Annotated in this window: 7 protein-coding genes; 1 reads left to right on the plus strand and 6 read right to left on the minus strand. The window is 59.4% G+C overall.

Annotated features, from left to right (window positions below):
- The first annotated feature begins 220 nt into the window (after positions 1 to 220).
- Positions 221 to 1,102 carry a DUF6030 family protein gene (locus FHP24_RS03670; protein ID WP_139673001.1) on the plus strand — a complete coding sequence of 294 codons (882 nt, stop codon included), beginning with the start codon at positions 221 to 223 and terminating at the stop codon, positions 1,100 to 1,102.
- Here the strand turns inward: FHP24_RS03670 and FHP24_RS03675 are convergent.
- The 6 genes from FHP24_RS03675 to hupB all read right to left on the minus strand — a co-directional run bounded on the left by FHP24_RS03675 (position 1,079) and on the right by hupB (position 11,831).
- Positions 1,079 to 4,531 (minus strand): ATP-binding protein, encoded by a 3,453-nt coding sequence (locus FHP24_RS03675; RefSeq protein ID WP_139673004.1) that lies wholly within the window; start codon positions 4,529 to 4,531, stop codon positions 1,079 to 1,081. The two genes, FHP24_RS03670 and FHP24_RS03675, sit on opposite strands and share 24 nt — an antisense overlap.
- Before the next feature lie 2 nt (positions 4,532 to 4,533).
- The gene (locus tag FHP24_RS03680) at positions 4,534 to 5,769 is read right to left on the minus strand and encodes a metallophosphoesterase family protein (RefSeq protein WP_139673007.1); all 1,236 of its coding nucleotides are present in this window, start codon (positions 5,767 to 5,769) and stop codon (positions 4,534 to 4,536) included.
- Positions 5,770 to 5,880: 111 nt separating this feature from the next.
- Positions 5,881 to 8,070 carry an esterase-like activity of phytase family protein gene (locus FHP24_RS03685; protein WP_139673011.1) on the minus strand — a complete coding sequence of 730 codons (2,190 nt, stop codon included), beginning with the start codon at positions 8,068 to 8,070 and terminating at the stop codon, positions 5,881 to 5,883.
- A gap of 182 nt (positions 8,071 to 8,252) precedes the next feature.
- Positions 8,253 to 8,855 (minus strand): inorganic diphosphatase, encoded by a 603-nt coding sequence (locus FHP24_RS03690; protein ID WP_139673014.1) that lies wholly within the window; start codon positions 8,853 to 8,855, stop codon positions 8,253 to 8,255.
- Positions 8,856 to 9,026: 171 nt separating this feature from the next.
- Positions 9,027 to 11,069, minus strand: a complete 2,043-nt coding sequence (locus FHP24_RS03695; RefSeq protein ID WP_180355879.1) for an autotransporter domain-containing protein — start codon at positions 11,067 to 11,069, stop codon at positions 9,027 to 9,029.
- A gap of 483 nt (positions 11,070 to 11,552) precedes the next feature.
- Entirely contained in the window at positions 11,553 to 11,831 is a 279-nt protein-coding gene (gene hupB / locus FHP24_RS03700; protein ID WP_112457241.1) for a DNA-binding protein HupB, read from the minus strand.
- Positions 11,832 to 11,968: the final 137 nt, after the last annotated feature.

The raw sequence follows: 11,968 nt of genomic DNA on the forward strand, positions 1-11,968 counted from the left end.
CGGTGCTGTTTTAAGGCCATAGTCACCTTCGGACAGACATTCAGAGTCGAATTTAAAAAAGTTAACTTAAATGCCTGCTAATTAACGTGGTTAACAGCACGGGCGATTGCGGTGGCAAACCTGGTTTGTCCTTTTTCATCTGATCAATCTGCCTTGGACACAGGCGGGTAGAATGTGGCAATGCTGATTGGAAACGGGATCTTGAGCGGAGCGTATGTCCTTGAAGGGTAAAGCGGAAATTATGACACCGCTGAAACACCTGCAGCGACGACGGCGCGCTACGCGAATATTTTCCACATTGCTTGTAACCGGCGTTGTGGCACTTGCCTGCTTTATCCTTTCCGTCAATGACGGACGCAATTACCGGCGGTTCGTTCTGTGGCTGGGTGCGGAGAAATATGTCGGGCGCTATCTCAACGATTACCTGCCCGACTATTTGACGCAGCCTTTTTCCACTCCCGTGCCCACGGCGATCAAATCCCGTCGGATGGGACGCGTTAGCGCGGCGTCTGTGCGACTCACCGAGCCAAAGGCAGTTGATCTGGAAATGCTGCAGCAACGTCAGCGGCTGAGTACCTATGAGCGCTGTGAAAGCCTGGCATCCGACGGCACGGCAGCTCCTACATTCCAAGCAGCTGGCGGCGAATGGGAATGCCTGTATTCACGCGAGCTCGGTTCTGCTGCCGAACCGTCAGTGCTCTTCATCCAGATCAAGGGCGTCTCCTCAAACGAGTTCCGGACCTTCCGCTTGAAACTCAATCGTCTGGATCCGTCTCAGGACGGCGAAATCATGCGGCTGGCGCTTGCGTCCATCAATAATTTCGGCCTGGAGATGAGTTCTCAGAACCGCCGTTACTTGGAAAACCGTATACAGGCGGGTGAGACGTTTTCCTCAAGGCTTGGAGACTTCCGCGTTTCTCTTGATCTGGAACGGGGCGATAGCCGCCGACTGAATATCATTATCATTCAGCGGCCGGATAGCAGCTGCAGTGACCTTGTGCCTGCGGTATCGCAAGGTTTACGGATGCATGCCTCGATGGCGCCCTACATGCTAGGATGCCTTGCGTTGCCGTCATCGTCACGCCCGGTCGAGCCGGATTAAATCGACATCATCGCCCAATTCACGCTGTGCTGCATCCATCAGGCTCGTCTGGTGGGTAAAAAGGATCGACTGGAACGCGCTGCTCGATGCAGCGAGCGTGCGAAGGCCTGCCCCCGTGCGTTCGTCATCGAAGGTCTGGAAAATATCGTCCAGCACCAAAGGCGCCGGCTCGTTGCGGCGGCAATAATCCTCAAGGAAGGCAAGCCGCAGCGCCAGATAGAGCTGATCGCCGGTTCCCTCGCTCAATCCGGACAGCGGCACCTGTTCGCCCGTGCTGCGCTCGACGGCCAGCTGCAGGTCGTCGTTATCGTCGTAGATCTGGACTAGGCGGGCGAATCGACCTCCGGTCAGATCGGAAAACACCTCGCCAGCACGGGTCATCACCGGGTCCGCTTGTTTTTCACGATAGACTTCCATCGAATGGGCGAGAAGAGATCCCGCGAGCTTCAGGATGACCCATCGGCGGGCGAGCTGCTTTGCTTCTTCCTCCGCAGCAAGCTTTTCGAACACGGCGCGCTCTGCTCCGGTTCCCTTCTCCAGTTCCTGCCTGCGGCGGATATTATCCGCTTCGGCGGCCCGCAAATCGGCAAGGCGATTGACCTGGCGACTATCTTCAGCGTCCAGCCGCTCGATCTCGACACCGGCTGCGATCTTATCAAAATCGACGAGAGCCGACCGTACGGCACTTTCCTCAAGGCCATTCGCCTGATCGGCGAAACGGCGGCGCCACAGTTCCTCGCTCGCGGTATGCCTTGCGCGTTCCTGCAGATCGGCGAGAACGGCGCCAAGGCGTTCCGGCTGGACGGAAACCATCTCGGCGTATTTGGCACGTTCCACCTCAAGCAGCGCTGCTTCGGCAAAATTACGATCGTGGGAAAGCCTGTTTCTTTCGAGAGCGGCGGCGAGCGCGATGCGCTGGTTGTCCGCAGCGCGCGCCGCTATAACCCGATCGTTCAACAGTCCGCCTGCGACATCCGCCGGAACGGATACGAGATCCGATGCCAGGGAGCGGCAAAGGGAGACGATCTCCTCCTCGAAGGCTTCCATGTCGCGCGCCATGCCGCGCACGCGCCGGTCGCGGTTTTCGCGCTCCGACATCAGATCGGGAAGCGTACGCCAGATATCCAGCGCAGCATTCGCCATTTCGATCGTCGCATCCTCGGCAAGCCCGGCCGATGTTGCCGCGGCTGCAAAGCCCGATCGCCACAGATCGACCTTGCCGCGCAGGTCGGTCTCATCAGCTTCCAGGCGCATCAGTGTCCGGCTTGTCGTGTCTCGCATCCGCTCAAGGGTACGCCCCTCGCTCCACTGGCGGGTGATCTCTTCCAGGCGAACAGAAATTTCCCGCGCAAGGCTGCGCGGCGGCAGGACGCCCGACGACGCGCCGGTGGCATCGGCAAGCGCTGCAAGTGCGGGCCGCAGCGTTTCCTCCCTGGAACGCAACACTTCGTGTTCATCTTCCGCGGCATTCAGAGCGGAGGAAAGTGCCGCCAATCCGTCGACTGCACGGCGCCACTCGATCATGCGCTCGGGCGCGCCGGGCGTCAGCGGAGCGGCGTGAAACAGGTCCTCGAATTCGGTCATGGCATCGGATGCCGCAATGCCGGTTTCCCTGATCGCAAGCTCCGCAGCGGCGATGGCGTCCGCGATTTTCCGCTGCTGCAATGTCAGATGTGCATGGCGCGAAACCCGTTCGGCATCGGAAAGCGCCGCATCGGACAGTCGATCCGCCTCCTCGACGGAGGATTTTGCGGCTAGCAGCGTGGCTTCAGAAGGTCCTGCAGCAAGAACATCGATGAGACCGTCGCGCTGCTGCCTTGCGAGCCCGATCGTCTCGCGCGACACGATCGTTCCCCCGCCCTCCAGGAGCGCCAGCTGACCGGCAAGCTCGTCCGCGTCGCCCTTCAGAGCGACCAGCTTTTGCAAGGCCTGCGCATTTTCCTGTCTCGCTGCTTCAATCAGGCGGCGATGATGGACAAGCGTCTCCATGTCCGGCAGTGGAACGGAGAGGAGAAGGCCGATATCTTTGACCGGAGGATCGAGACGTGCCGCCGCTGTGTCGAGATCGCTCCTCGCCCGCGCAGCGCGGATCTTCAGCGCTTCTAGATTGGTCAGCTCCTCGATTTCAGGCCGCAATGCCGCAAGCTGGTCACTCAACGGCTTGGGATCGACGATCCGCATCAGCGGAACATCTGCCTCGATTTTCCGAAGTGCATCGGCTTCCTCATCGATACGCTTGCGCAGCTGGCGCATTTCGCGATCGAGGTCGCTCCCCTCTTCCACGAGCTGTCGCAGGCGCGCCAGATCGGCGTCCGCGGGCTGGGCCCTCTGGAGATCGGTGAGATCCCTCAAGCCGAGGCGACGGGCCGCAAGGATCAGCTTCTGGTCAAAATCGTCGACCTCGCCGCGAACCCGGGCAATGTCCTCCCGCGCCTTGAGATAGACGCCACTTCGGCTATAGGCGGCAAGAATGTTCGGACCTGCGCCAAGCAGGGCTTCGTCCACATGGATTGCCGCGATCTCTTCACCGAGCCTTGCAATCTCGCTTTCGGAGACTGCCAGAGCTTCGATGTTCTGCCGGGACGCCTCCAGTATTTTCGACAACCCGGCCTCGAACCCTGCGGGAACGCCGGCCAAGGCTTCGTAGTGTTGAAGAGAGGCGCGCTCTCGGTCCAGTTCCCGCAGGAGAGGTTCCAGCGCCATATGCCGGCGCAATCGATCGAGAGTTCGTTTGGTCTCTTCACGGGCATGCTGGAGCGTCTGGATCTCGGAACCGAGTTCGGCCTCTTCCTTCAGCAGGCTCTTCCAGTCACCGGACTTCAGCTCGTTGTCACGCTCGGCCTTGCGGGCTGCGTCATGGGCATCGAGCACCTGGTAGAAACTGCGATCCTTCGATCTGCGCTGGGAATAGATGGCGTCGGCGCCTGCCTCCAGAGACTTGCGCAGGTTGGACAGGCCGGTCAGGCCGGATGCGGCGGAAAACAGCAGGCTGCCGATCTCGCCGCCACTTTTCAGCATGGTTTCCCCACCGGCCCGAAGCGAATCGGAATTCAGGCCGAAGGCACGCTCGAAGACATCGCGCGACAGATTTCCGAGAAACGGCGACAATGCATCGTCCGCCAGGTTCTCTTCAGAATCGGAGTGTCCGAGCAGGGTATTCTTGCGTCCCTTGCGGCGCCGGAAGGACAAGGACTGCCCGTCACGCGCCGTCAGTTCCGCACCGATGCGCAGGACGCCGACATCATGCAGGAAGCCATATGCCGATCGTTCCGGGAACCCGAACAGCAGATCGGAAATCGCCGACAGGGCAGAGGATTTTCCGGCCTCATTCGGGCCGTAGACAATATGCAGCTTAGCGCCCGGCCTGAAGACGAGCTGGCGATCGGTGAGCGCGCCATAACGAAGGATGTCGAGACGATCAAAGCGCATGGTCAGTTAGCCTCCGCCGCACGGGAGACGAGCAGGTCACGGGCTTCCGTGAGAAGCACATCGAGGTCGTCGCCAAGCGGCAGGTCCCCTGCTCCGCTGCCTCCCGGCAGTCTGGCAGCAATTTCCGCAACACGGGCAGCGGCCTCCTCCAGCAGTTCCGGCGGAAACCCATCCATCGCTAGCAGACCGTCGAGACCGAGCGTGGCGGTGCCGCGCTCTGCCGTTCCGGTGTCCGGATCGATGCGCAGATCGAGCTTTTCGAGCCAGATATCCGCATGGCCGCGATGGCAGGCAGCCTGCACCTCATCGCGAAAATCCTCCGCCTTCGACAGGAGCTGATTGCGGACGCGGCTTTTACCGGTCATTCGGACACGCAGCGCAAGCGGCCTGCCCTCCATGGCCTCGACCAGCGGCTCTATTGCGTCTTCGACGCGGCGCAACACGGCGGCCGGCGTGTCCTCCATCTCGACTGCGATGTTCAACTCGGCAAAGCGTGCGCTGTCGGTGATCAGGCGTTCGTAGGCGATGCGGCCATCCTCGACCGTCACCAGCACGGCACCCTTGGCTCCCGTCTCGCGGATCGAACGACCTTGCAGGTTGCCGGGAAATACCACGAGCGGATCTTTCGCCACGATTTCGAAATCGTGGACATGGCCGAGTGCCCAATAGTCGTAGCCGCGTGAGCGCAGGTCCTCCACCGAGCATGGCGCATAGGGTGCATGCGGCTCGCGGCCGGTGAGCGATGTGTGCAGCACGCCGATATTGAACCAGCCGGGATCAGGCTTGGGATAGGCGAGCGCGAGGTTCTCGCTTGCCGAGCGTTCGGCGAACCCCTGGCCGTGCAGCGCGACCTTCAGATGCTCAAGCCGGAAGCTACCGGGTTTTGCCGTCGGGAATTCGCTGACATTTTTCGGCAGCGTGATGGTTCTGGTAATGACGCTTTCGGCGTCGTGATTGCCTTTCAGAAGGAATACCGGAATGCCGGCGCGTTCCAGCCGTGCGACTTCGCGGTTGAAGAACAAGCCGATCTTGTTGTCCTTCCAGTCGCCATCATACACGTCGCCGGCGACGATGAAAAAATCGACCTTGCGCTCCACCGCCTCGTCCACAAGGGCGGAAAAAGCCTTGCGGCCGGCCTCGATGAACAGGTCTGCAAGATCTGCATCCTTCAGCGCCAGTCCCTGAAAGGGGCTGCCGAGATGCAGGTCTGCAGCATGGATGAAGCGGAATGAGGTCATCGATTCGCCTGATAGGAACACATCGGGAACGACAGACTTAAAGGAGGCGCCTCCAATAGAAAAGGCCGGGTGTCGAAACACCCGGCCTTTTCCCGTTCATTCGCAAAAGGATCAGTTGGTGACCTTGATGGTGACGGGCAGGAACAACGTCTCGCCGGAGCTGTCGTCAACGCCGTCATTGTCGGTGACCATGAAGGCCTTGCCCGACTTGTCGAAGGCAAAACCTTCCAGCTTGTCGAGAACGTAGCCGTTGGTGGCAGACTTCAGGTCGGGCAGGAAGTCGTGGACCTCTTCCTTCTTCACGAGCGGCAGTTCTCCGCCAAGCTTTGCCGGCTTCAGGTCATTCAGGGCGACGCGATAAAGCTTTTTCAGCTTGGCGGCATCGCCGACGAGATTGTCGCGTTCGACGATATAGAGGTGGTCACCATTGGCGGTGATTTCCGACAGGCCGACCCAGCCCTTCTCTGCCTTTTCGAGCGGGTAACGGACCGCGGCCCATTCCTTCGACTTCGGCTTGTAGCTGAGAAGTTTCACCTGGCCCTTCGGATCATCCTTCCATTCGCGCTGGATCGCCATCCAGAGCGTCAGGTCGTCGCCCGAGCCGATGGTGGTAACGCCTTCGAGACCGTAACGGCTCTCACCGGCCAGCAGTTCGGCCGGAAGACCGATCTCGGTCTTGATCTCGCCCTTGGCGTTGACGTTGTAGAGGCCGTGGCCGACGAGCTTGGCACTGTCGCCTTCCGACGCCAACCAGAAGCCGCCCTTGCCATCGAGAGCGATGCCTTCGATATCGAGCTTCTGGGCAGGCTGACCGTTGCGGGTGATGCGGACGACGTTGGTGATCTCGGCCGGCTTCTTGGTCGTGTCGATGGTGAAGATCGACGGCTGCATGGCGTAGACCGAGTCGCTGACGGCGTAGACGATACCATCCTTCTCGGCGTCACCGACGAGACCCGACAGAGCACCCCAGCCGAGCGGCTTGCCATCGACATCCTTGGACACCAGCGTCGGATAGGCTTTTTCGCCTTCCGCCAGTTCGTAGAGCATCACATGCGAGCGCGGGCCGCCGTCTTCGCCGAGATCGGCTTCGTTGGCGGTGGCAAGCAGGTTGCGGCCCGGAATGGCGACAGCGCCTTCGGGCGAGATGCCCGATGGCAGGAGCTGAACGAGTTCAGGTGTCGCACCGGTGTCCTTGTAGACGGCGACCATGGAGCCGCGCTCGGACAGCACGAAGAAATATTGCTGGCCATTAAAGACTGCAGCCTCCATGCCTTCCGGCTCGATGCCCTTGTTCTTGGCGCGCTTTTCCGGGAAATGGCCAACACGGGCGATCGCGTATTCCAGCGACGTGCCGGCGTCGTAGAGAACCTTGCCCGAACGATCGAAGATGGTGAAGCCGCGCGAACCGCCCTTGTAGTCGCCTTCGTTGGCAATCACGAGACGGTCGGTGCCGAGCCACTTAACAGCATCCGGCTCGCGCGGAACGGCGGAAAGCTTGTTGTTGAAGTTCAGCGCGCCATCGGTCTTGGCATCGACGCCATCGAGATCGACCGTGCCGGCGGAGAAATGGCCAGTGACCTTGGCGGTCTTGCTGTCGATGATGATGACGTGGTTGTTTTCCTGCAGCGTCAGGGCGATTTCGCCATTGGCGTTGATGTTGACGAATTCCGGCTCCGGATCTTCCGGCGCAACGGTGGCCAAGCCGGTCACGTCGACGCGCTTGATGCTGTCGCAGGCCGGTACGCCATTGTTGAGCGTGAGGATGAGGAGTTCGCCGGCCGGAAGCTGCGGCAGAGCGCCGTCGTTCAGGTCTTCGTCCCGCTGGTTCTCGATCGCGATGGCAGCAAATGTGCCATCTGGCGAGACGACGACGGAGTCCGGCTGACCACCGAGATCGCAGGTGCTTTCCATTTTCTTCGATGCGATATCGACGACACCGAGTGCGCCTGCCGGCTTCGTCATATCTTCGGTCTTGTCGATGGTGACGAGAACCTTTGGACCGGCCACGGCAACCGAGTTCGGCTCGCCCTCGATTGCAAGCGAACCGCCCGCCTTGGGAGCCTTGGCATCGGTGATGTCGATAAAGCCGATCGTGCCGCCCGGAGCGTCGGAATAGATCAGCATATTGCCGTCAGCCGTCGCGGTAATGATTTCCGACGACGTCGCCTTGTCTGCGCCTTTGGGCAGATTATTGGCGACCGGGAAAGATGCGATGCGGTTGAAAACCTGTTCTGCGCTGGCCGGCGCGGCGACCGAAGTCAGCAAGGCCGCCGTCAATGCGAGCCGAAACGAAACTGTCATGCCAATTCTCCCCTATCCTTAAACCACCGGTGGGTAGTGAGGCACGGTCATGACAACAGGATGACAAAAACAACACCCCTGATTGCAATCGCATCGGACAGGGATGACGGCTATGGCACAAAATGAAAAAGGCCGGGCAAAACCCGACCTTCGTATTTGTCATTTACAAGCAGTAACCGGGATCACTTCTTCTTTGCGGCATAGGCCTTGATGGCTTCCGACACTTCGCCTTCAGCATGGGCGGCATTGTCGAAACCATTCAGCTCGACAGCTTTGCGGCCGGCCGGAAGCTGCTTGTAGACGCGGAAGAAGGCCTGAAGGCGTTCCTGCTCGACCTGCGGCAGGTCGGTAATTTCCTTAATGTTGTCGTAGCTCGGGTCGATCTTGCTGGTCGGGACAGCGACAATCTTGTCGTCGACTTCGCCACCGTCGATCATCTTCAACACGCCGATCGGGCGAACCTTGATGATGGCGCCCGGAACGACCGGTTCGCGGGTATAAACGAGTGCGTCGAGCGGATCGTTGTCACCGCCGAGCGAGCTGGTGATCGAGCCGTAATTGGCCGGATAGATGACCGGCATGGACTGGTAACGGTCAACGACGATGTGGCCGGTGTCGGCATCGATTTCATACTTGGTAAAGCTGCCCTGCGGGATCTCGATGGCAACGTTGAATTCCTTGCCGTCGTCCTTCTTCTGCGGGAAGTCGAGGTAGGAAACATATTCAGCGGAAGCAAAGCCGGCGGTGACGAGAAGCGCGGCGGCGGCAGTCAGAAGTGTTTTCATGAAAATCCCGTTCGGTGTGGTGAGGCCCCTCACCTATGCAGGTGACATGACAATGCGATGACAATATCCACCCTTTCGAGATCTCCCCGACAAAATGTAAAAGGCCCGACAAAGCCGGGCCTTTCCAATTGAATACCGGGATTTCCGGCGGCGGATTTCAGTGGCGAACGTTCAGAACTTGACGGTATAGTTGCTGCGCAGCCAGACAGTCGGATCCTGGCCCTTGGTCGTGGCATTGACCATGAACGAGGCGACCCCCTTGCCGAGATCGAATTCGGCGCCGACACCGCCGCGCGCCCAGAACTGCTGCAGATCCTGACCTTCGAGATTGAAGTCGCTGATGCCGGTCAGTGTACCTGTCGATGCCGCCGCATGGCTTTCGAACTGGTAGTCCAGCTCGGCCTTGGCAAGCAGCCGGACCGTGTCGTTCAGGGGACGAACGAAATCGGCACCGAGACGGGCAATCGTAGAATGGTCGCTTGACCCGTCGAACTCGACCGGGAAAGAGCCGCCGGTTTCGGTGAATGCATCGACTTTGGTGTGGGCGTAGGAGAAGCCGACATAAGGCGTGATCGCCGTCTCGTCGACAGTAACCGCGTTCAGCCAGTCGAAGCGGATCTTGGCGCCCCAGGTTTCGGCATTGGTATCACCTTCAGAATAGTCGGTTGCCGCACCACTTAGATAACCACGACGGCTGTCGACACTGCTGCGTCCCCAGTAGCCACCGGCCGTCATATAGACGTTCTGGCCGAGATCGACGGAAACTTCCGGCGACAGATAGAAACCACGCTGGCGCACATCGCCGCCGGCATCGAGATCCTGATCGGTATAGGTGGCGCCGGCCGAGAAGCGCGCTGTCACACCATCTGCAATACCATAACCGAAGCCGAACTCGCCGAGAGCCAGGCCGCCATCGGCGTGATCGCCATTGTCATAACCGCCGTCGATCGTGCCCCAAACGGAGCGCTGACCGGTGGTCAGCAGGTTGCGCATCGGTGCGCCCTGGGCGCCGAACATGATCGTGTCGGCGCTGTTGACGCCGCTCTGGACGATGACGCTGCTGGCCGTCGCGACAGTCGGGAAAAATTCGGCGGTATCGATGATACCGCTTCCGCCTTCGCAAACGTCAGCGTTGCATTCATTGCCGCCCTCGTTGCCCTGATTTTCGATGACACGGGCAATATAGGTGGAGCCGGTGGTTGTCTCGCCGATGATGACATTGCCATCAGCCGACACGAGATCGGCGGTTTGCGTGATGGCATTGCCGATCGTCGCTCCCTCTCTTGCCAGCCAGTCTTCGACAGTCTCCATGCCGGTCGCCTGCGTCCAGCGGAATCCGTGACTGTCAGACTGGGCGTCTGTTGCCCATCCGACGACGACGCCGCCGTCGGCGTTTACTGCACTTGCGCTGGAGGACGTACCGCCAAGTGTTCCCAGATCGGTGATCTGACCGAAGGAACTCGTATAGCGATAGGCATGATAATCGCCACCGACCAGAGAGGACTGGCCGACCAGAACATTGCCATCGCCGCTCATTGCGTTCAGCCAGGTGTAAGAACCACCCAGGCTGCCGATGTCGACCATCCCGGTCGCTTCTGTCCAGCGAAACACGTGGTACGGCGATGACGAGGATGTCTCTCCAGATCCGGCGACCACGGATCCATCACTGCTGACAAAGTCGGCGCTGGAGGAGCTATAAAGCGTATCGATGTTTTCCATCGTGCCGCTGTCCACAGTCCATTGAAAGGCGTGATAGGCACTATCTAATGTCATGGCTTTACCAACAACGGTACTGCCGTCATTGCTGATCGCATTGGCTTCGGAATGCAGGCCGCCAAACGTACCGAGACCGACCATGCCGCTCGACGGTGTCCAGTAGAAGGCTTCCTTCATGAAGCTCATGACGCTGACATAGCCAGCAACGGCCGTTCCGTCTCCGTTCACCACTTTAGCGAAGGTAGCGGTCGTGTTGGCGTCGACGGTGCCTAAATCGACGAAGCCACCAGCGGCAGTCCATACAAAGGAGGTCTTGCCGCGGATTGCGTCGGTATAGGTGCCCGTCACGGTTTTACCATCGGCGCTCAGGTCTTTGACGGTGAAAGCGGAGGCGCCGGCCGGAGGTGTGATTTGCTGGGTTGCATTGGTTGCGGTGGATATAAGCGCATAGCTGTAATCGCTCGTAGCCTGATCATAGGACGATTTGAGAATAACCAAACCGTCGCTGCTCAGACCGATTACGTCCGGCCTCGACGCGGCCTGGGCCACAGATGCAACTCCCAGCATGCTGACGAGAGCAGAACTGGCAAGAAGACAAAGGGTCTTGGATTTAAGAAACATTTCTAGAACACTCGCTGATCGTTTGAGACGGATGCCGTCAGCGACGCCGAGATATGAAATGCCTCATAAAAGTAAGAAGTAATCATATTTCTAAATTACGAATCGCTTGTGCCCCCACGCACGCATTGGTGAGGATTCACTCGATCTGACAAGTCTAGCGAAATCAGCCCTCCGGCGTTTTTCTGACAGATGATAAGAAAGCCGAAGCGGTGTTGCCGGTGCGCACCACCATTCAATTACCGGTAATTGGTGTTCACCCAAGGCCCGCCACCGGGAGTGGAGACAGTATTTTGCGCAACAAAAAACCCCGGAGACGATCCGGGGTTTTGAGACCAGGCAGACATGCTGCCGGGTGAAGTCTTACTTGCCGTTGACGGCGTCCTTCAGACCCTTGCCGGCCGAGAACTTCGGAACGTTGCGAGCCGGGATATCGACTTCTGCGCCGGTCGACGGGTTGCGGCCCTTGGAGGCTTCGCGACGGGATACCGAGAAGCTGCCGAAGCCAGCGAGGCGAATGTCGCCACCGTTCTTCAGTTCGCCCTGTACGGTTTCGAATACTGCGTCCACGGCGGATGCGGCGTCAGCCTTGGAGAGGCCAGCCTTTTCGGCAACTGCGGAAACCAGCTCGTTCTTATTCATGTTTCCATCCCTTTCTACGGTTTTGGAACGACTCGATTAGTCGGCGCCGACAATAGTTTTGCGTCGGGGCTTGGCAACCCAAAAGCTCTGAGACGGCCTGAAAAACAAGGGGTTTCGTGCATTTTTCACAAAAAAGC

It is taken from the genome of Aliirhizobium smilacinae (assembly GCF_006335145.1).
GTDB lineage: Bacteria > Pseudomonadota > Alphaproteobacteria > Rhizobiales > Rhizobiaceae > Neorhizobium > Neorhizobium smilacinae.

What these genes read in the sequence shown, in the direction of transcription:
- FHP24_RS03685 (WP_139673011.1), bottom strand. Translation starts at nt 8,070, where the DNA reads ATGACAGTTTCGTTTCGGCTCGCATTGACGGCGGCCTTGCTGACTTCG.
- FHP24_RS03675 (WP_139673004.1), bottom strand. Translation starts at nt 4,531, where the DNA reads ATGCGCTTTGATCGTCTCGACATCCTTCGTTATGGCGCGCTCACCGAT.
- hupB (WP_112457241.1), bottom strand. Translation starts at nt 11,831, where the DNA reads ATGAATAAGAACGAGCTGGTTTCCGCAGTTGCCGAAAAGGCTGGCCTC.
- FHP24_RS03690 (WP_139673014.1), bottom strand. Translation starts at nt 8,855, where the DNA reads ATGAAAACACTTCTGACTGCCGCCGCCGCGCTTCTCGTCACCGCCGGC.
- FHP24_RS03680 (WP_139673007.1), bottom strand. Translation starts at nt 5,769, where the DNA reads ATGACCTCATTCCGCTTCATCCATGCTGCAGACCTGCATCTCGGCAGC.